The sequence below is a fragment of the Acidovorax sp. WCS2018Noco2-16 genome, assembly GCF_031843945.1.
GTDB lineage: Bacteria > Pseudomonadota > Gammaproteobacteria > Burkholderiales > Burkholderiaceae_C > Paracidovorax.
Genome location: NZ_JAVTJJ010000006.1, coordinates 26,251 through 45,244 on the forward strand (window position 1 = coordinate 26,251; position 18,994 = coordinate 45,244).

Consider the following 18,994-nt stretch of genomic DNA (forward strand, 5'->3'; position numbering starts at 1 on the left):
AGGCGGCTCAGCCGCTATGACTGTCATAGCGAAAAATGATGATTTGGACCGCGCTTGGACGACGGTGCTTGAACGCGTGCACGCTTACGCCGTCGCCCATGGAGCCCACGTGGCCGCCACGGTGGTGCTGGTTCCCTATGCGCAGTTAATGGCCGAAGGCCGCCGTCAATGGGCGCGGCATTTTCCCGACGGCTTCTCTCCGCGCTTCGAAACCACCCGCAATTGGGCGCGCCAGCTGGGTGTGCCGCAGCCGCAGGGCAGCGACTTCACGAATGACGTGGCGCGCGACGCGGTCAATGCCCGCGATCTGCTGGAACGCGCCGGCCTTGCCGAACACCGCGACGTGCTGGCGGGCCCGCTGCTGGAGATGGCTGCACAGCTTTTCGGCGTGGTGGCCGCCGTGCCGCCGGCTCAGCGCGACGACTGGGCCCAAGCCGCCCGGGCGCTGCTGCCTGCAGGGGGTGACGGCAGCGTCGCTCTGCGCCTTGAGGCCGCTGTTGCGCGTGTGGCCCTGGAATGGATCCTGGCCTCGCAGCATGCCAGCGATGTCTTGTTCGATCCGGCCATACGTGAAAGCACCGAAGCGCTGATCGCCCTGCAGGGCTACCAGCCCGATGCGCTCGCGCAGTCATTGCTGGCGCACTGGGGCGATGCGGCGCTGCGGGTCAGCCTGCCCGATGCGCTGCAGGTGTCGCCGCTGACCCCACCCCGCCAGGCAGCGCTGCACCCGGCGCTCGATGCCGAAGACGAGGCGCAGCGTGCCGCAGCCTGCGTGCTGCGCCATCTGGACAGCGGCCGCATTCCCGTCGCATTGGCGCCGACCGACCGCGCGCTCACCCGGCGCATCAGCGCGTTGCTGGACGGCGCCGGGGTGGCGGTGCATGACGAGAACGGCTGGACGCTGTCCACCACCCGCGCCGCCGCGCATGTCATGTCCACCTTGCGCGCCTGCGCCTGGGATGCCAGCGCGGACGATGTGCTCGACTGGCTCAAGCAAACGCCGGCGGCGCCCGCTCCCGCGCTGCGCACGCTGGAAAAGTGGCTGCGCCGCGCCGGCCCGCGCCACTGGAGCGCTGCCACCGTCATCGACACCGCACGTGATGCCACCCTGGCCGACGCCGCCGCGCTGGTCGCCCAGGCCCAGGCCTGGCGTGAGCCTCTGCGGCCCGCCCGCCCGTTGGCCGCCTGGCTGGCGGCGTTGCGCGCTGTGCTGCAGGACTGCGGCCTGTGGGATGGCTTGGTGGCCGATGCTGCGGGCGCCCGCGTGATCGCCGAGCTGCGGCTGGACGAGGGGCTCGATGCCGACCTGCAGGCGCTGTCTGGAGCAGGCCGTCGCATGTCGCTGGTGGACTTCACCCGCTGGGTCAACGAAGTGCTGGAAGCGGGCCGCTACCGCCCTGATTACCTGACGCAGGCGCCCGTGGTCGTGATGCCACTGTCGCAACTGCTGGCGCGGCCTTTTTGCGCGGTAGTGCTGCCGGGTTGTGATGAGAAGCGCCTGCAGGCTGCGCCCGAGCCGCCGGGGGTGTGGACGCAGGCCCAACGCGACGGCCTGGGCCTGCCGCTGCGCTCGGCACTGGAAGCTGCGCAGCGCGCCGCCTGGGAAGGCGCACTGCGCACACCGTTCGTCGATGTGCTCTGGCGCACGGGCGATGAAGGCGGCGAGCCGCTGCTGGCCAGTCCGCTGGTGCTGGCGCTTGAACTCGACGGCCGCGCCGCAGCCGGGAGCGATTGCCGCGTCGAGCGCGCTGTGCCTGTTACGCCCACCGTACGGCCTTTGCCTTCAGGTGCACGCCTGCCGGTGCTGAAACTTTCATCGACGGCCTATTCCGACCTTCGCCATTGCCCCTACCGCTTCTTCGCGCTGCGCCAGTTGCAGCTGCAGGAATCGGACGAGCTGGGCGCGGAGGTCGACAAGCGCGACTTCGGCACCTGGCTGCATGCCGTGCTGCAGCACTTTCATGAGGCGTTGCAGCACGACACGTCGGCCGGCCCCGATGCGCGGCGCGCCTTGATGGACGCCGCCGCAGAGCACACCACGCAGGCGCAGCGCCTGGACGAAGCGGGCGAGTTTCTGCCCTTCGCATCCGGCTGGCCCGCACTGCGCGACGGTTATCTGCAATGGCTGGCCGGCCACGAGGTCGACGGCGCCAGCTTTCGCCGTGCCGAAGTGCCGGCCACTCAGCCGCTGGGGCCGCTGCAACTGGTGGGCACGCTCGACCGAATCGACGCCGTGCACACGGCAGGCGGCGGCGAGCCCGTCACGCTGGTGATCGACTACAAGACCGAGAACGATGCCGTCACCCGGCGCCGCGTGAACGCTGGCGCCGAGGACACGCAACTGGCCTTCTATGCCGCGCTGCTGAACGACGACACGCTGCGCGCGGCCTATGTGAACGTGGGCGAGCGTGGCGGGACCCGCACGCACGAACAGCCCGAGGTGGTGGCCCTGCGCGACCAGTTGGTGGAAGGCATCCTGCACGACTTCAGCCGCATTGCCGACGGCGCACCCATGCCGGCGCTGGGCGAAGGCGCGGTCTGCGAATGGTGTGCCGCGCGCGGGCTTTGCCGTAAGGACTTTTGGGCGTGAGAGAACAACCCCCTGAGGCGCTTTGCGCGTTCCCCCTTCTCTCGGCTGCCGCCGGGAAGGGGGACGACGCCAGCGCGGCGGGGCGGCCCTTGCGCGGCGTCCCTGGCCTGGGCCGCGCCCGTTGCGCAAGCAGCGGGTTGGTGTCAGCGACGCAGTCATCCATACAACACATGCAGGAGGCGCGCTTGCAAGCAGCGTATGAACACAACGGCCGCCCGGTCACGCGCGAGGCGTTCTACGCCATTGCCTGCGATCCGCAGCGCAGCGTGGCCGTGGAGGCCTGCGCCGGTGCGGGCAAGACCTGGATGCTGGTGTCACGCATGCTGCGGGCCTTGCTCGATGGCTGCGCGCCGCACGAGATCTTGGCCATTACCTTCACCAAGAAGGCGGCCGGCGAGATGCGCCAGCGCCTGCAGGAATGGCTGCAGGAATTCGCCGATGCGCCGCTGACCCGCTTGCAGGACGAGCTGATTGCACGCGGAATCAGCCCGCAGCGCGCTCTGGATCAGCGCGAGCTGCTACAAAAACTATATCGCCAGATGCTGGACGCCGGCCGGCCGGTGCAGATCCGCACCTTCCATAGCTGGTTCGCTGCGCTGCTGGGCACGGCGCCGCTGGCGGTGCTGCAGGCTCGCGGCCTGCCGGCGCATTTCGAGCTGCTGGAAGACGATGCCCAGGCCGTGCGCGAGGTGTGGCGCCCGTTTCTGCAGACCGTGGCGCAAGACCCCGAATTGCGGGCGGACTATGACGCCGCCATCGCCTGCCACGGCCGTTCGCAGACGCACAAGGCGCTGACCGGCGCGCTGTCCAAGCGCGTCGAATTCACGCTGGCAGACGAGGCCGGCGTGGTCGACGCGTCGGTGCCGCCGTTCGGATCGCAGTGCGAAGAGCTGGTGGGCTTGCCATCCCCCGCCCATGCCCTGGAGTGCGAAGCGGCGCAGGCGCGCTGGCTGGGCTGGGCGCGCGCCCTGGGCACCGAGTCGAACAAGACGCCGCAGAAAGCCGCAGACGCCGTCATTGACGCCTGGACGTGTGCTGACCCGGGCCAGCGGCTCGAACGGCTGCGCCGCGCGTTCTTCGTCGCCAAGGAAGACCGCCTCAGCAAGAACCTGGAGAAATTTCCCGCTGCGCAGCAGGCCGAGCCCGAACTGCAGCGGCTGCTGCAGGCGCGCCGCCAGCACGATGCCTGGCTGCACCAGCAGCGCATGGCGCGGCTCACGCGCAGCCTGGTGGCCGCCTTTGCCGCCCTCAAGCGCGAGCGCGGCTGGGTGGACATGAACGACGTGGAACGCACGGCGCTGGTGATGCTGTCCGACGACGTGCTCAGCGGCTGGGTGCAGGAGCGGCTGGACACGCGCGTGCGGCATCTGCTGGTCGATGAATTCCAGGACACCAACCCGCTGCAGTGGCAATCGCTGCACGCCTGGCTATCGGGCTACGCCGGATCGGGCGGCGGTCAGCGCGCGCCCAGCGTGTTCATCGTGGGCGACCCCAAGCAGAGCATCTACCGCTTTCGCCGGGCCGAGCCGCAGGTGTTTCTGGCGGCGCAGGCCTTTGTGCGCGAGGGCCTTGGCGGCGACCTGCTCAGCTGCGACCACACGCGCCGCAATGCCCAGGGGGTGATCGCCGGCGTCAACACGGCCATGCAGGCCGCGCAGGCGGTGGGCGAATACGCCAACTTCCGCGACCACACCACCGAGTCGCACGACCCCGGCACGCTGCTGCGCCTGCCGCCCATCACGCCGGACGATGAGGTGGCGGACGGCAGTGGCGCTGGCGACCCGCTCGCCTGGCGCGACAGCCTGACAGAGCCGCGCCACGAAGCCGAAGAAACCCTGCGCATGCGCGAATGCGCTCAGGCGGCGCGCTGGGTGGCCGGGCGCATTGCGGCGGGCGTGCCGGCGCGGGAGATCATGGTGCTGGCCCGCAAGCGCGACCGTCTGGCCGCGCTGCAAGACGCCTTGCGCGACTTGCACGTGCCCTGCGTGCAACCCGAAAAAGTCGACCTGGGCGAAGCGCCTGAAGTGCAGGACGTGGTCGCGCTGCTGGATGCGCTGGTCTCGCCGGGGCACGACCTGTCGCTGGCGCGTGCGCTGCGCTCGCCGCTGTTCGGCCTGCCCGACGAAGCGCTGGTGGAACTGGCCCTGCTGCGCCGCCAGCCTGAGCATGCCGGCTGTAGCTGGTTTGATTTGCTACAAAAAAGTGAGCTACTAGCGCTTGATATACAAGCGCTAGGGCCTGTTTTGACTCAATATCGAAGCTGGGTCGACACTTTGCCGCCGCACGACGCCCTGCATGCCATCTATGCGCATGGCGACGTGCTGGCGCGCTTTGCGGCCGCCGCGCCGGCAACGCAGCGGGCCGCAGTGCTGGCCAATTTGCGGGCGCTGCAGGCGGCGTCGCTGCAACTCGAAGGCGGCCGTTATCTGACGCCCTATGCCTTTGTGCGCGCCATGAAGCGCCCGGGCATGCGGGCGCCGGGCCGGGTCGACCAGCAGGCCGTGCGACTGCTCACCATCCACGGCGCCAAGGGGCTGGAGGCGCACACCGTGCTGCTGCTGGACACCGACGCTCGCCCGCAAAAGGCCGAAACCATGGGCGCGCTGGTGGACTGGCCGGGCGAGGACGCGGTGCCGCGGCGCTTCGTCTTCATGGCCAGCGAATCGAGCCCGCCACCCAGCGCCGAAGACGTGCTGGCCGCCGAGCTGGCCGAGCGCCAGCGCGAAGAACTCAACACGCTCTACGTCGCGATGACGCGCGCCAAACACTGCCTGGCGCTGTCGTGTGTCCAATCGGCCACGCCGCTGCCGGGCAGCTGGTGGAACCGGCTGGCACCGCTGCTGAGCGATGTGAATGCAGTGGGCAGCGCGAGCGATGAACTGCCCAGCGATTCGGCGACCGTGCCCGATGCCGGCGCGCCCGTCGAGATGGTGACGCTGGCTGAATTGCCGGCCATCACCCTGGCCGTGTCCGCCCGCCCCGAACTGGCGGCGCAGCAACGCGCGCAGGCCGAAGCCTCCACGCCGGCCAGCCGCCAGGGCGAAGCCATGCACCAATTGCTGGAGCAAGCGGGCATTGCGGGCGTGCCGCTGAACGAATTGCGCAGCGCAGGCTGGGGCGCGGCCCGCATCAGCCAGTTGACGCGAGATTTCGATCTGACGGCCGAAGCCGCAGGCGCCGCCGCAGCGATGGCGCAGCGCATTCTGGCGGGCGAGGGCGCCTGGGCCTGGGACGCCGCGCAGATCGACCGCGCCTTGAACGAGGCGCCGCTGGTGTACCAGGGCCAGAGCCTGCGCCTGGATCGGCTGGTGCGACGCCGCGGCACGGCACAATCACCAGCCCACTGGTGGGTGCTGGATTACAAAAGCGCCGCGCAGCCCGAGCGGCAGCCGCAATTGTTGGCGCAGTTGCGCCTGTATCGCACGGCGGTGCGGGCGCAGGTGGGCGCCGAGCCGGTGTCTGCCGCGTTTCTGTCCGGTGACGGCCGGCTGGTGGAGGTGGATGGCGACGCAGTGCCTCCGGCGCCGCCGCCGACACCCAAAGCCGCAGCCGCACCGACACCCCACTTGCCCGCGCCGCCCCACGATACGGGGCAGCAGTCGCTGTTCTGATGACGACCGTGCGCCCGTCTTTCGAGAAGGCGGGCGCCTTCTGTATTTATTCTTGAGAAACCATTGGCATGAGCGCTTCCGACTCTTCTTTCGCACCTTCGACATCCGCCGCCCTGCCCATCCACTGCGATGTCGCCGTGGTGGGCGGTGGCCCGGCCGGGCTGATGGCTGCCGAGGCGCTGGCCCGTGCAGGCCATGCGGTGCATGTGTTCGATGCCATGCCCTCCGTCGGCCGTAAATTTCTGCTGGCGGGCAAGGGTGGTCTGAACCTCACCCACTCCGAGCCCTTCGAGCCGTTCGCCACCCGCTACGGCGAGCGCGAGGCTGCGTTGACGCCGCTGCTGCGCCAGTTCGGTCCGCAGCAAGTGTGCGAATGGGCGGCCGGGTTGGGAGTGGAAACCTTCGTCGGCACGTCGGGCCGGGTGTTTCCGTCCGACATGAAGGCCGCGCCGCTGCTGCGCGCCTGGCTGCACCGGCTGCGCGGGCAGGGCGTGCAGTTCCATATGCGGCATCGCTGGATGGGCTGGGCGGATGATGCCAACGGAGCGTCTTCGCAAGGGACCGCAGCCCTGGCGCTGCGGTTTGCGGCGCCCTCAGGCGACGTACAGGTGCAAGCCCGTGCCGTGGTGCTGGCACTGGGCGGCGCGAGCTGGGCGCGGCTGGGCTCCGACGGCGCCTGGGTGCCATTGCTGGCCGAGCGCGGCGTGCCTGTCGCGCCGCTGCGGCCATCGAACTGCGGCTTCGACGTGCCGCGCCTGACCGAGCCCGGCGGAGGCCCGGTCGGCGAGACGCGGCGCGACTTCTTCCGCGAGCTGCTGGGCCGCCAGCCGCAGACCGCTGCCGGCTGGACACCATTTTTTACGGAGCGTTTTGCCGGCCAGCCGTTTAAATCGGTCGCCATTGCCTTCACCGACAGCCAGGGCCGGCAGTTCGAGCGACGCGGCGAGTTCGTGGCCACGGCCACAGGCGTGGAAGGCAGCCTGATCTATGCGGTGTCGCAACTGCTGCGGGACGAGATCGCATCGCAAGGCCATGCGACCTTCACGCTCGATCTGCTGCCCGACCATACGCCCGAGCGCGTGCTGGTCGAAGTACGGCATCCGCGCGGCTCGCGCAGCCTGGGCAGCCACCTCAAGAGCCGGCTGGGGCTGGACGGCATCAAGAGCGCCATCCTCTACGAACAGCTGGGCAAGGACGGCGTGAACGACCCGGTGGCATTAGCCCGGGCCATCAAGGCGCTGCCGATCACCGTGGTGGCGACCCGGCCGCTGGACGAAGCCATCAGCACCGCAGGCGGCGTGCCGTTCGAGGCGATGATGGATGCGGGCTTGATGCTGCAGCCGCTGCCGGGCGTTTTCTGCGCCGGCGAAATGCTGGACTGGGAAGCGCCCACCGGTGGCTACCTGCTGACGGCCTGCTGGGCGAGCGGCCAGGCGGCAGGCGAGGGCGCGGCCCGTTGGCTGGCGGCGCAGGTCTGAACAGAAGAAGAGTGGGAGAGCTGGCTGGTTCAGCAGGCGCCCCCGGCAACGGAGCCGGGCGGCGGTGATCAGCGCTCAGGAACGTGAGCACGTTCCCAAAAATCCAAGTTGACGAGCCTTACCCCCGGCACTGACTCTGCAGTTAGGGCTGCTTGGTTCCCCACCTGACCCATTTGGCTGCTTCACCATGCGGGGAGGCCCGTCACCGACGATTGTAGCCATTGTGCGGCGGCCTAGACGCGAAAAGGCCACACGAACTGACGTGAACTGAAGAACAGGCGGGCGGATGCGGCTCGCCTATGCCGTGATCAAGCCGTAGTCACCCTGAACACGCCCACCAGTTCTTCCAGTCGCGTGGCCTGGTGGCGCAGCGACTCGGCGGCCGAGGCTGCTTCTTCCACCAGCGCGGCGTTCTGTTGCGTCGCCTGGTCCATGTGCGTGACGGCCAGGTTCACCTGGTCGATGCCGGCCGCCTGTTCCTGGTTGGCCGAGGCGATGTCCTGGATCAGGCGGGTCACCTTCTGCACGCTGTCCACCACCTCGCCCATGGTGGTGCCGGCCTGGTCCACTAGGCGCGAGCTTTCGCCCACCTGCTGCACCGATGCATCGATCAACACCTTGATCTCCTTGGCCGCCGCCGCCGAACGCTGCGCCAGCGCCCGCACCTCAGACGCCACCACCGCGAAACCACGGCCCTGCTCACCGGCGCGGGCGGCTTCCACGGCTGCATTCAGCGCCAGGATGTTGGTCTGGAAGGCGATTCCGTCGATCACCCCGATGATGTCCACGATCTTGCGCGACGAGACGTTCACCGCGCCCATGGTGCTGACCATCTGGCCCACGACAGCGCCACCGCGCTGAGCGACCTCGGACGTAGCGCCCGCCAGCTCCGCTGCATGGCGCGCGTTGTCGGCGTTCTGCCGCACGGTGCTGGTGAGTTCTTCCATCGACGCAGCGGTCTGCTCCAGCGCGCTGGCCTGCTGTTCGGTGCGGCTGGAAAGGTCGTTGTTGCCCGCCGCAATCTCGGCGGACGCGGTGGTGATCGACTGCGTGCTGGCCCGCACCTCGCTCACGATGTGGGCGATGCTCTGGCGCATGCGTTCCATGCCGTGCAGCAAGCTGCTCTGGTCGCCCGGCTTCAGCGCGACCGGGGTGGACAGATCGCCCTGCGCCATCACCTCGCTCACGCCGGTGGCGTAGCCGGGCTCACCGCCTAGTTCGCGCAGCATGCCGCGTGTGATGACCAAGCCAATGGCCAGCAGCACCCCGGCCAGCGTCAGGGCGCCCAGACCGAACCGCAGGCTGCGCGCGTTCACCGTGGCTGCGACCGTATCCACATAAACGCCGGAGCCGATCACCCAGCCCCAGGGTGCGAAACCCTTCACGTACGAAATCTTCTGCACCGGGTCGGTGGCACCGGGCTTGGGCCAGAGATAGGGCACGAAACCGGCGCCGTTCTGCTTGACCATGTCCACGAACGCGACGAACAGGCGTTTTCCTGTCGGATCCTTGTTTTCAGACAGGTTCTTGCCGTCGAGTTCGGGGCGGATGGGGTGCATGAGCATCACCGGCACCATGTCGTTGATCCAGAGATATTCGCTGCCGCTGTAGCGCATGGGGCGCAGGGCGTCCTTGGCCATCTGCTGGGCCTGCGCTTCAGACACTTTGCCCTGGGTGGAAAGCGACTGGTAATAGGCCACCAGGCTGTGGGCGACCTCGACGGTCTGCCGTACGCTGGCTTGCCTTTCTTCCATGATGAGCTGTCGCTCCGATGCCAGCAAGATGGCCGTTATGGCGGCAATGCCCAGCAGGGCGCAGGCAATCAGCAGCCCAAGCCGCTTGGCGATTCCCATGGTTGCGCGTGGTGTGCTCGTTTGCATATCATTTCCTCGATCAACCGGCATTCCGAATGCCGGAATATGGCGCAATCCTGTGTGAGCAAATGTTAGCGATATCCCACCGCTTCGGGGGCTCGGCGGCCCCCGTAGAATCCCGTGGATGTCTTATCTCGTGCTCGCCCGCAAATACCGTCCCAAGAACTTTTCTGAGATGGTCGGGCAGGAGCACGTGGTTCAGGCGCTCTCCAACGCGCTGACGCAGCAGCGACTGCACCATGCCTATTTGTTCACCGGAACGCGTGGCGTGGGCAAGACGACGGTGTCGCGCATCCTGGCCAAGTCGCTCAACTGCCAAGGGCCGGATGGCACGGGCGGCATCACGGCCACGCCCTGTGGCGTATGCCAGGCGTGCACCGACATCGACAGCGGCCGTTTCGTCGATTACACCGAGCTCGATGCCGCCTCCAACCGGGGCGTGGACGAAGTCCAGGGCCTGCTGGAGCAAGCGGTCTACAAGCCGGTCCAGGGGCGCTTCAAGGTCTTCATGATCGACGAAGTGCACATGCTCACCAACACCGCTTTCAACGCCATGTTGAAGACGCTGGAAGAACCGCCGGAATACCTGAAGTTCGTGCTGGCCACGACCGACCCGCAAAAGGTGCCCGTTACCGTGCTGAGCCGCTGCCTGCAGTTCAACCTGCGGCCCATGGCGCCTGAAACCGTGCTCGATCACCTGACCCGCGTGCTGGCACAGGAAAACGTGCCCGCAGAAACCCCGGCGCTGCGCTTGCTGGCCCGCGCCGCGCGCGGCTCGATGCGCGACGCGCTCAGCCTGACGGACCAAGCCATCGCTTTTGGTAGCGGCCAGTTGCAGGAAGCCGGAGTGCGCCAGATGCTGGGCAGCGTGGACCGCAGCTATGTCTTTCGCCTGATCGACGCGCTGGCGCGGGGCGACGGGCGCACGGTGGTCGAAACCTCCGACACGCTGCGGCTCAATGGCCTGTCGGCTGCCTCCACGCTCGAAGAGATGAGCGCCGTGCTGCAGCGCATGGCCGTGCTGCAGGCCGTGCCCCAGCGCGCGGGCGACCTGGATGAAAGCGACCCTGAAGCCGCAGAGATCGCCCGCCTGTCCGCAGCGATGCCGGCCGACGAGACGCAATTGCTCTACAGCATCTGCCTGCACGGCCGGGCTGAACTGGGGCTGGCGCCCGACGAATACGCCGCACTGACGATGTCGTTGCTGCGCCTGCTGGCCTTCAAGCCGGCCAGTGCTGATGCCAACGCCGAGGCCGGCACGCCGGAAAAAAAAACTCTGAAGCCGGCTGAACCGGCCCGTATGGCCCAGCCGGCCGAGCCCGTTTCGGCTGCGGCGCAACCGCTGCCCGCGCCAGGCGCAGGCCAGCACCAGGCAGGCGATCAAGCCGCTGACGCTGCCATCAACGCGACGACCACTGCGCCTGGAGCCGAAGAGGCCATGGCTGCGCCCGCCGCCGATGTGGCCGTATTGCCTGACCGGGCGCCGTCCGCCTTGTCGACAGCGGCATTCGTTCCGGAGCCCGATCAGCCCCGCGTTGCAGAGCCATCAGCGCCGACTACGGTGACCACGCGGCAAAGCGAGCCGGTGCAATTGCCGGTGCGCCAACCAGAGAGTTTTCAACAAAATCGGGCTCCAGCGCCCGATAGTCAAGCGCAGAATGCTCCTGAATTCGTAGCAATCCCGGTGCGCAATGCACCCGAGCCTGGCGTGCGCCTGCAGCCATCGCCGGCCGTGGCCGGGCGCGCTGCCGCTGCGCGTTATACGCACACCGAAGAAGGCGACGTGTGGCATGCCACGGTGCAGCAATTGATCGCGGCCGAAGCCGTCACTGCGCTGGTGCGCGAACTGGCGTTGCAGTCGCAATTGGTGGCGCGCGATGCCGGCCACTGGCTGCTGCGGGTCGAGCGCGAATCGCTCAATCAGCCCGTGGCGCGCGAGCGTCTTCGGGCCGCGCTGGAGGCGCACGGCCATGCTGCGCAAATCAGCGTGGAACTGGGCGTGGTGATCGACAGCCCGGCGCGACGCAATGCGCATGCGGCGGCCGAGCGGCAGCGCGTGGCGCAGGAGATCGTTGAAAACGACCCGTACGTGCAATCGCTGGTGCGCGACTTCGGCGCGAAAATCGTGCCGGGCAGCGTCAAACCGGCATAGCGGGCAAAGAGTCCGGCGCTCAGGTGCCGCACGCCTTCATCTTCTCTTTTCTTCTCTTTTCTTTTTCTTTCGTTTCCCTCTCTTCTACACACAAAGCAAAGGACCCCCTCCATGTTCAACAAGGGACAACTCGCCGGCCTCATGAAGCAGGCCCAGGCCATGCAGGACAACCTGAAGAAGGCCCAGGACGAACTCGCCTTCATCGAGGTCGAAGGCGAATCCGGCGCCGGCCTGGTCAAGGTGCTGATGACCTGCAAGCACGACGTCAAGCGCGTCACCATCGACCCCAGCCTGCTGGCCGAAGACAAGGACATGCTGGAAGACCTGGTGGCAGCGGCCTTCAACGCGGCAGTGCGCAAGGCGGAAGACACCTCGCAGGAGAAGATGGGCAAGCTGACGCAAGGCATGCCAGGCCTCCCCGGCGGCATGAAATTCCCTTTCTAAGGGTTGGCTACCGCACGGGCGATCTGCGTCGTTGGGCGGTGCTCGGAATCCTCACGTACTTCAAGTACGTTCCGGTTCCTGTGCTCCGGCCGCCTAGCAGCTCATCCCGCGCGCTACGCCCGATGCGCCGTTGTTGTCTGATCCGGGAGTTTCATGTCCGATACGAGTTCTCTTGAGGGCCTGATCCAGGCGCTGCGGCGGCTGCCGGGGGTGGGGGTGAAGTCGGCGCAGCGCATGGCGTTTCATCTGCTGCAGCATGACCGGGCGGGGGCTGCGGTTCTGTCGCGGGCGCTGCACGATGCGACGCAGTCGGTGCGGCACTGCGAGCGCTGCCACACCTTCACCGAGGCGGCGGTGTGCGAGGTCTGCCTGGATCCGGAGCGGGATGTCACGCGCCTGGCGGTGGTGGAAACGCCGGCCGATCAGTCGGCGCTGGAGCGCACCGGGGCTTTCCGGGGGCTGTACTTCGTGCTGATGGGGCGGCTTTCGCCGCTCGATGGCGTGGGGCCGAACGACATCGGCTTCAAGCAGTTGCTGGAGCGCGCCAGCGATGGCGTGGTGCAGGAGGTGATCCTGGCAACCAGCTTCACGGCCGAGGGCGAGGCCACGGCCTATGCCATCAGCGAGACGCTCAAGAGCCGGGGCGTGCACGTCACGCGGCTGGCGCGGGGCGTTCCGGTGGGCAGCGAACTGGAATATGTCGATTTGGGCACCATCGCCCATGCGCTGGTGGACCGGCGCTGAAAGGGCGGGCTGTTTCAAAATCCGTTTGCTATTAAAAGAATAGCTGCTAGCGCTTATCCATCAAGCGCTAGAGGCCAAAAACACTGCAAAACCCATGAACACAACAATGCATGTGGCGCGCTTCACCGCCGCCTATTGGTGCGTGCTGATCGCCGCTCTGCTGCCGGTGGTGTGCGCCGTGCTGGCCAAACGCGGCAGTTTCCGCCTGTCCGACAACGACGATCCGCGGTCTTGGCTGGCGCGGCAGACCGGCTGGCGTGGCCGTGCCAACGCGGCGCAGGCCAACAGCTTCGAGGCTTTGCCGTTCTTCATCGGCGCTGTTGTCATCGCGCACCAACTCGGCGCGCCGCAAACACCGCTCGACATGCTGGCGCTGGCCTTCGTGTTGCTGCGGGTGGCGTTCATCGCGATGTACATCGGCGACATGTCGACCGCGCGCAGCATCGTCTGGGCGGCTGCGCTGCTCGTCAACATCGGCATTCTGTTCATCGGCTACCGCTAAAGCAGGTCGCAGGCGACGAGCCAACGCCTTCGGTATCCGACCTCCGGAATAACCCCGGTAAGCAATCATCCCTGACGGCGCGGCAGCCGTGCTTGGGGCACACTCGGGGCACGAATGTTGCGTTGCAGCATTTCTTGTGTTCTTGGCCTTTCTCTCTCGACATGTCCACATCGTCCGTCACCCGGCGCCAATGGGGCGCCCATGCCGCTCTGGCGACTGCCGCCGTCTGCATGGCCGCACCTGCGTTCGTGCAAGCGCAGTCGCTGGCGGGCAACGCAGCGCGCGTGCGCATTGCCGTGGGTGGGTGCAAGACGCTGTATTACCTGCCGCTGGTCATCGCAGACCTGCTGGGATTTTTCACGTCAGAAGGGCTTGACGTGTCGCTGCACGACCAGGCCGGCGGCGCCTTGGCGCTGCAGGCGCTCCGGGCCGGAGACGCCGATGTGTGCTGTGCAGCCTACGAACACACGCTGCGCGCCGCCGTGGCGCCGGGCATAACCACTGCGCAGGGGGCGCTGCGCAGTCTGGCCGTGTTGGGCCGCGCGCCGCAATTGGCACTGGGCGCGTCGACGCGGACCTGGCCTTTGCGCAGCGTGGCGCGGTTCAAGGGCATGCGCGTGGGGGTGTCTGCGCCGGGGTCTTCCACCCAGTTTCTGGCCAGCCTGTGGCTGGCACAGGCCGGGGCGGCGCTGGATGAGGTGAGCTTCGTGGGCGTCGGCTCCGGCATCGGGGCCTTGTCCGCGCTGCGCCAGGGCACCGTGCACGCGCTCTGCCATGCCGACCCGCTGATGACCCTGCTCGAGCAGCGCGGCGACGTGCGCCTGCTGGCGGACACCCGTACGCTCAAGGCCTCGGCCGATCTCTTTGCCGGGCCCATGCCCGCAGCCTGCCTTCTGGTGCCCGGCACCTTTGCAGAGCAGCGCCCGGCGCAGGCGCAGGCGCTGACCAATGCGCTGGTGCATGCGCTGAAATGGTTGCAGACCGCATCGCCCGCCGACCTGGCCCGCGCGGTACCGGCCGACCACATGATGGGCGACCGCAGTGCCTACCTGGCGGCCTTCCAGCGCACCCGCGAAACCCTGTCGCCCGACGGCCTGATGCCTGACGACGGCCCTGCCACGGCGCTGCGGGCGCTGGCGCGGCTGCGGCCCGAGCTGGACGCCGGGCGCGTGGATCTGGCGCGCACGTTCACCAATGCCTACGTGCGCAAAGCCAAGCTGAAATTCAATCTGTAGGGTGGGGCTGGAACATGGGCAGGGGACAAGGGGAGCCAGCTGCGCTGCTGTCCGACAGCCAGGAGTGCAGAGGCGCGCTAGAGTCGCCCAGTCGCGGCGGCGTGTCTGCAGGCCGCACCCCCTCATCTACCTTTAAGGAAACCCCATGTCGCTCAACCTCAGCATCGGCCCGCTCGTCGCCTTGATCGCGGGCATTCTGATTTTGGTGATGCCCCGGCTGCTCAACATCATCGTTGCGCTCTATCTGATCGTGATCGGCGTCCTGGGCTTGATCGGCATGGGCAACCTGCGGTTCTGAGCCACCACCCGCCGCGCGCGGCCCCGACGCGGCGCGGCGATTTCCTGATGCCTTCTAGCGCTTCTTGACCTTCGAAGGCGTGCCGCCCTTGCGCGCCACGGGCTGCTTGGCGTTGCGCGGCGTGGCTTGCTGCGTAGACGTCTTGCGCACGTTGGCAGTCGACACGCGGGCGGTGGACGTGGCGGCCAGCCGCACAGGCAGGTACATCACCACCGCCTGGCCGGCCTTGAAGGCCGCGTTGGCCTTCACGTCGTTCCAGTCGGCCACGTTGTCTGCGGTGACCTTGTAGCGCCGGGCGATGCTGGCCACCGTCTCGCGCTTGCCGGCGCGCACCGTGGTGCGGCGGGTGACGATTTCTGGCGTGAAGGCGACCTGGCCGTTGTCCGCTATCTGGCTGGACACATCCTGCCGGGTGGTGGTGGCGCGCGGCACCATCAGCGCCGAGCCGGCCTTGATCATCATGCGCGGCGGAATGTTGTTCACGGTGCGCAGATCGGCCTCGGCCATGCCCACGCGCTGGGCGGCTGCGCTGACGCTCATGGTTGTGGGCGCGCTCCACACGGTCCAGCTGGCGTACTGGCCTTCGGTGTGGGCTTCGAGGTTCTTGCGAAAGACCTGGGCGTTGTCCCAGGGCAGCAGAATTTGCGGCATGCCGGCAGCCAGGATCACCGGCTTGTGCAGCGACGGGTTGAGCGCGCGGAAGTCCGGCTCACGAATGCCCGCCAGGCTGGCGACCAGCGCCACGTCAATGTCTCGGGTAATGTCCACCACCTGGAAGAAGGGGTGGTTTTCGATCAGCGGCAGCTCGGTGTTGAATGCTTCCGGCCTGGCGACGATGTTCTTGACCGCCTGCAGCTTGGGCACGTACATGCGGGTTTCGGCCGGCATGGTGAGTTCGGTGTAGCTCGTGCCCAGGCCCAGTTTCTGATTGCGGGCGATGGCGCGGCCCACGCTGCCTTGCCCCCAGTTGTACGCCGCCAGCGCCAGGTGCCAGTCGCCGAACATGCCGTAGAGCTTTTGCAGGTAGTCCAGCGCGGCGCGTGTGGACGCCAGCACATCGCGGCGGTCGTCGCGGAATGCGTTCTGCTTCAAATCGAAGTCGTTGCCGGTGGCGGGCATGAACTGCCACATGCCCACGGCCTTGACGCTGGAGACGGCCTGTGGGTTGAAGGCGCTCTCGATGTAGGGCAGCAGCGCCAGTTCGGTTGGCATGCCGCGCCGCTCCAGTTCCTCGACGATATGGAACAGGTACTTGCTTGATCGCTCGGTCATGCGCTGCATGTAGTCGGGCCGGGTGGCATACCACTGCTCGCGGTCGGTCACCAGGTCGCCCTGCAGGTCGGGCATGGCAAAGCCGCGGCGGATGCGGTCCCACAGATCGGCAGGGGCGTAGAGCGACGCCACCTCACCGCTGGCCGCCTGCGTGGCGGTGATGGGCCGTAGCGGCCCGGAAGGAATCAACGGCGTGCTGGCGGGCAGGCCGCTTTCCGTATTGCCCGAGGAGGCCGACGGCCCCGTGGGCGTGCCCGTGGTGGCGCAGCCGGTCAGCCACACCAGGCTGGCGACGGCCAGGATCTTCAGAATCTTCATCGGAACTCGTTCTTCCATTGACGCAGCGCTGCCAGCACCTGGACAGCATCGGCGGGATTGACGTAGGCGTCGAATGCCTGGGCCGCTTGGGCCACGGCGGGTTCGCGGGTGCGAAGGAATGGGTTGATGTTGCGTTCGGTTGCCATGCGCGAAGGCAGCGTGGGCAGGCCTTGGGCGCGAAGCGACTCGCACTCGGACAGGTAATGGAGCAGCGCCCGGTTGCCGGGTTCCACCGCGCGTGCGAAACGCAGGTTCGAAAGTGTGTACTCGTGCCCACAGCACACCCGAGTGTCGCCTGGCAGCGCGGCCAGGGTGTCCAGCGATGCCTGCATCTGCGCGGGAGTGCCTTCGAAGAGCCGGCCGCAGCCGCCGGAAAAGAGCGTGTCGCCGCAGAACAGCGCCGGCCCGACGTCGGCCCCCAAGTCGGCGCAGTGGTAGGCGATGTGGCCGCTGGTGTGGCCCGGCACGTCGAACACCTTGAAGCGCAGGCCCAGAGCGGTGGCCACGTCGCCCTGCGACAGCCGGGTGAACGGGTCGGGAATGGTTTCATGCGCAGGGCCCCACACCACGGCCCCGGTGGCCTCACGCAGTGCGGCCACCCCGCCGACATGATCGGCATGGTGGTGCGTGACTAGAATCGCCTGCAATCGCAGCCCGGTGCGACGCAGCGCCTCGAAGACAGGCGCAGCGTCGCCGGGATCCACCACGACCGCGTCCTGCGCGTCGTGCAGCATCCAGATGTAGTTGTCGGCGAAGGCGGGCAGCGGCAGCAAGTTCATGAGCGACGAAATTATAGGTTTGCACCGTTGGTTCGACTCGGCGCCCGGCCGATACCTGCTGGCTTGGGAGCAGGAGCAGGTCGACGAGCTGGTCGCCGACGTGTTCGGCTACCACGCCGTGCAGTTGGGCATGCCGGGCTTGCAGGGCCTGCGCGCCAACCGCATGCCGCACCGCTGGCTGGCGCTGGGCGTGGCCGAATCACTGCTGGTGCAGGAGCCGGGCGCTGCCGCGTGTCGGCCCGATCTGCTGGCCGATGCGGTGGCGCTGCCGTTCGAATCCGCCAGCATCGACCTGGTGCTGCTGCCCCACGCGCTGGAGCTCAGCGTCGACCCGCACGCCGCGCTGCGCGAGGTCGAACGCGTGCTGGTGCCCGAGGGCCGCGTGGTCATCAGCGGCCTGAACCCCTGGAGCCTGTGGGGCCTGCGCCAGCGCCGCGCGCGGCTCTACCAGCGGTGCGGCGCGGGCGGCCAGCTGTATCTGCCCGATGTGGGTGAATTCATCGCGCCAGGGCGCCTGCGCGACTGGCTGCGGCTGCTCAACTTTGAGGTCGACACACTCAGCTTTGGCTGCTATCGCCCGGCCGTCGGGCATGCGCGCTGGCTGGAGCGCTTTGAGTGGATGGACGGCCTGGGCGCGCGCTGGTGGCCCATACTCGGGGCCGCCTACACGGTGGTGGCGGTCAAGCGCGTGCATGGCATGCGGCTGTTGCCGGCCCCGTGGTTGGCAGCGCCGCACAAGAAGGCAGCGGCCGTGCCGGTGGCGCAGCGGCACCGGCCCTGAGGCCGCGCGCTTTCTACGCTGCACCTGTCTATTTGTTTGTTTGTTTTTCGAGTTTGAGGGAGCGAGTTTTTGAATCAGGTCGTGATCTATACGGACGGGGCGTGCAAGGGCAACCCCGGCCCCGGAGGCTGGGGCGTGGTGCTGCGCTCCGGCGCGCTGGAGAAGGAACTGTTCGGCGGAGAGCTGGACACGACCAACAACCGCATGGAGCTGCTGGCGGTGATAGAGGCGCTGGCCGCACTCAAGCGCCCTTGTGCCGTGACGTTGTTTCTCGACAGCCAGTACGTGCGCAAAGGCATCACCGAATGGGTGCACGGCTGGAAGAAGAAGGGCTGGCGCACGGCGGCCGGCCAGCCCGTCAAGAACGTGGAGCTGTGGAAGCGGCTGGACGACCTCGTCGCCACCTCGGGTCACGTGATCGACTGGCGCTGGGTGAAGGGCCATGCGGGCGACCCCGGCAACGAGCGCGCCGATGCGCTGGCCAACAGGGGCGTGGACAAGGCACTGGGCCGCGGCTGAAGAAGGCGCGGTGCCGATCAGGCCGTGGCGGTGATGTCCTGCAGCGCCTCGTGAATGCTCTGCGCATCTTGCGGGCGCACCAGCCGCGCCAGTTCTTTTCCGTCGCGCAGAAACACCAGCGTGGGCCAGAGCTTCACGCCAAAGCTGCGGCCCAGACGCTGGCCCGGCCCGTCTTCCACCTTGACGTGCGCAACCTCACTGCGGTCTTCCAGCGCCTGCTGAATGAACGGCTGCGCGCGCTGGCAGAAGCCGCACCAGGGCGTGCCGAATTCGAGCACGGTCGCGCCGGCGGTGCCGTCCACGTCTTCGCGGGTAGGTGGCTGCACAAGGTGCCGATCGACATAGGGCATGGGGTTCTCCTGTGGTGAATATGGTAGTGGCTTGGTACTTTTCTAAG

The 18,994-nt window shown here is 67.7% G+C and carries 15 protein-coding genes and 1 other RNA gene; 11 read left to right on the forward strand and 5 right to left on the reverse strand.

Annotation, left to right across the window (positions count from 1 at the left end; all coding sequences use genetic code 11):
- Nucleotides 1-16: 16 nt before the first annotated feature.
- The 3 genes from RQI28_RS13410 to RQI28_RS13420 all read left to right on the forward strand — a co-directional run bounded on the left by RQI28_RS13410 (nt 17) and on the right by RQI28_RS13420 (nt 7,679).
- Nucleotides 17-2,590, forward strand: a complete 2,574-nt coding sequence (locus RQI28_RS13410; RefSeq protein WP_311223974.1) for a PD-(D/E)XK nuclease family protein — start codon at nt 17-19, stop codon at nt 2,588-2,590.
- Nucleotides 2,591-2,760: 170 nt separating this feature from the next.
- Nucleotides 2,761-6,201 (forward strand): UvrD-helicase domain-containing protein, encoded by a 3,441-nt coding sequence (locus RQI28_RS13415; protein WP_311223973.1) that lies wholly within the window; start codon nt 2,761-2,763, stop codon nt 6,199-6,201.
- A 68-nt stretch (nt 6,202-6,269) separates the two neighbouring features.
- The gene (locus RQI28_RS13420) at nt 6,270-7,679 is read left to right on the forward strand and encodes a TIGR03862 family flavoprotein (protein ID WP_311223972.1); all 1,410 of its coding nucleotides are present in this window, start codon (nt 6,270-6,272) and stop codon (nt 7,677-7,679) included.
- 107 nt (nt 7,680-7,786) lie between these two features.
- Here RQI28_RS13420 and ffs read toward each other — a convergent pair.
- Together ffs and RQI28_RS13430 are read right to left on the reverse strand one after the other, a co-directional pair.
- Nucleotides 7,787-7,883: signal recognition particle sRNA small type (gene ffs, locus RQI28_RS13425), an RNA gene on the reverse strand.
- A gap of 104 nt (nt 7,884-7,987) precedes the next feature.
- A complete protein-coding gene (locus RQI28_RS13430; protein ID WP_311230736.1) occupies nt 7,988-9,532 on the reverse strand; it encodes a methyl-accepting chemotaxis protein in 1,545 nt (514 codons plus the stop codon).
- 145 nt (nt 9,533-9,677) lie between these two features.
- On the opposite strand from RQI28_RS13430, the gene dnaX reads away from it, so the two are divergent.
- From dnaX to RQI28_RS13460, 6 genes are all read left to right on the forward strand, one after another.
- Entirely contained in the window at nt 9,678-11,705 is a 2,028-nt protein-coding gene (gene dnaX, locus RQI28_RS13435; RefSeq protein WP_311223970.1) for a DNA polymerase III subunit gamma/tau, read from the forward strand.
- A 111-nt stretch (nt 11,706-11,816) separates the two neighbouring features.
- On the forward strand, nt 11,817-12,149 hold the full coding sequence (locus tag RQI28_RS13440) for a YbaB/EbfC family nucleoid-associated protein (protein WP_311223969.1): 333 nt from the start codon (nt 11,817-11,819) through the stop codon (nt 12,147-12,149).
- A 153-nt stretch (nt 12,150-12,302) separates the two neighbouring features.
- The gene (gene recR, locus RQI28_RS13445; RefSeq protein ID WP_311223968.1) at nt 12,303-12,893 is read left to right on the forward strand and encodes a recombination mediator RecR; all 591 of its coding nucleotides are present in this window, start codon (nt 12,303-12,305) and stop codon (nt 12,891-12,893) included.
- A 94-nt stretch (nt 12,894-12,987) separates the two neighbouring features.
- Entirely contained in the window at nt 12,988-13,395 is a 408-nt protein-coding gene (locus RQI28_RS13450) for an MAPEG family protein (protein ID WP_311223967.1), read from the forward strand.
- 161 nt (nt 13,396-13,556) lie between these two features.
- Nucleotides 13,557-14,630, forward strand: a complete 1,074-nt coding sequence (locus RQI28_RS13455) for an ABC transporter substrate-binding protein (protein WP_311223966.1) — start codon at nt 13,557-13,559, stop codon at nt 14,628-14,630.
- A 145-nt stretch (nt 14,631-14,775) separates the two neighbouring features.
- Complete coding sequence (locus RQI28_RS13460; protein ID WP_311223965.1) at nt 14,776-14,928, forward strand: DUF3096 domain-containing protein; 153 nt, start codon at nt 14,776-14,778, stop codon at nt 14,926-14,928.
- Between the two features lie 54 nt (nt 14,929-14,982).
- Here the strand turns inward: RQI28_RS13460 and RQI28_RS13465 are convergent, their stop codons facing one another.
- Both RQI28_RS13465 and gloB read right to left on the reverse strand, forming a co-directional pair.
- Nucleotides 14,983-16,518, reverse strand: a complete 1,536-nt coding sequence (locus tag RQI28_RS13465; protein ID WP_311223964.1) for a transglycosylase SLT domain-containing protein — start codon at nt 16,516-16,518, stop codon at nt 14,983-14,985.
- Complete coding sequence (gloB, locus tag RQI28_RS13470) at nt 16,515-17,297, reverse strand: hydroxyacylglutathione hydrolase (RefSeq protein ID WP_311223963.1); 783 nt, start codon at nt 17,295-17,297, stop codon at nt 16,515-16,517. Before gloB ends, RQI28_RS13465 begins: the two co-directional genes overlap by 4 nt.
- Between gloB and RQI28_RS13475 the strand changes: the two genes are divergently transcribed.
- Together RQI28_RS13475 and rnhA are read left to right on the forward strand one after the other, a co-directional pair.
- Complete coding sequence (locus RQI28_RS13475; protein ID WP_311223962.1) at nt 17,296-18,078, forward strand: methyltransferase domain-containing protein; 783 nt, start codon at nt 17,296-17,298, stop codon at nt 18,076-18,078. The genes gloB and RQI28_RS13475 overlap by 2 nt on opposite strands.
- A gap of 69 nt (nt 18,079-18,147) precedes the next feature.
- Nucleotides 18,148-18,597 carry a ribonuclease HI gene (rnhA, locus tag RQI28_RS13480; protein ID WP_311223961.1) on the forward strand — a complete coding sequence of 150 codons (450 nt, stop codon included), beginning with the start codon at nt 18,148-18,150 and terminating at the stop codon, nt 18,595-18,597.
- A gap of 17 nt (nt 18,598-18,614) precedes the next feature.
- Here rnhA and RQI28_RS13485 read toward each other — a convergent pair whose 3' ends face one another.
- Nucleotides 18,615-18,947, reverse strand: a complete 333-nt coding sequence (locus RQI28_RS13485; RefSeq protein WP_311223960.1) for a thioredoxin family protein — start codon at nt 18,945-18,947, stop codon at nt 18,615-18,617.
- Nucleotides 18,948-18,994 lie beyond the last annotated feature (47 nt).

Coding starts and splice junctions, on each gene's coding strand:
- RQI28_RS13455 (WP_311223966.1), top strand. CDS start 13,557: ATGTCCACATCGTCCGTCACCCGGCGCCAATGGGGCGCCCATGCCGCT.
- RQI28_RS13485 (WP_311223960.1), bottom strand. CDS start 18,947: ATGCCCTATGTCGATCGGCACCTTGTGCAGCCACCTACCCGCGAAGAC.
- RQI28_RS13440 (WP_311223969.1), top strand. CDS start 11,817: ATGTTCAACAAGGGACAACTCGCCGGCCTCATGAAGCAGGCCCAGGCC.
- RQI28_RS13460 (WP_311223965.1), top strand. CDS start 14,776: ATGTCGCTCAACCTCAGCATCGGCCCGCTCGTCGCCTTGATCGCGGGC.
- RQI28_RS13420 (WP_311223972.1), top strand. CDS start 6,270: ATGAGCGCTTCCGACTCTTCTTTCGCACCTTCGACATCCGCCGCCCTG.
- RQI28_RS13475 (WP_311223962.1), top strand. CDS start 17,296: ATGAGCGACGAAATTATAGGTTTGCACCGTTGGTTCGACTCGGCGCCC.
- RQI28_RS13450 (WP_311223967.1), top strand. CDS start 12,988: ATGAACACAACAATGCATGTGGCGCGCTTCACCGCCGCCTATTGGTGC.
- gloB (WP_311223963.1), bottom strand. CDS start 17,297: ATGAACTTGCTGCCGCTGCCCGCCTTCGCCGACAACTACATCTGGATG.
- RQI28_RS13415 (WP_311223973.1), top strand. CDS start 2,761: ATGCAGGAGGCGCGCTTGCAAGCAGCGTATGAACACAACGGCCGCCCG.
- RQI28_RS13430 (WP_311230736.1), bottom strand. CDS start 9,532: ATGGGAATCGCCAAGCGGCTTGGGCTGCTGATTGCCTGCGCCCTGCTG.
- RQI28_RS13410 (WP_311223974.1), top strand. CDS start 17: ATGACTGTCATAGCGAAAAATGATGATTTGGACCGCGCTTGGACGACG.
- dnaX (WP_311223970.1), top strand. CDS start 9,678: ATGTCTTATCTCGTGCTCGCCCGCAAATACCGTCCCAAGAACTTTTCT.
- recR (WP_311223968.1), top strand. CDS start 12,303: ATGTCCGATACGAGTTCTCTTGAGGGCCTGATCCAGGCGCTGCGGCGG.
- RQI28_RS13465 (WP_311223964.1), bottom strand. CDS start 16,518: ATGAAGATTCTGAAGATCCTGGCCGTCGCCAGCCTGGTGTGGCTGACC.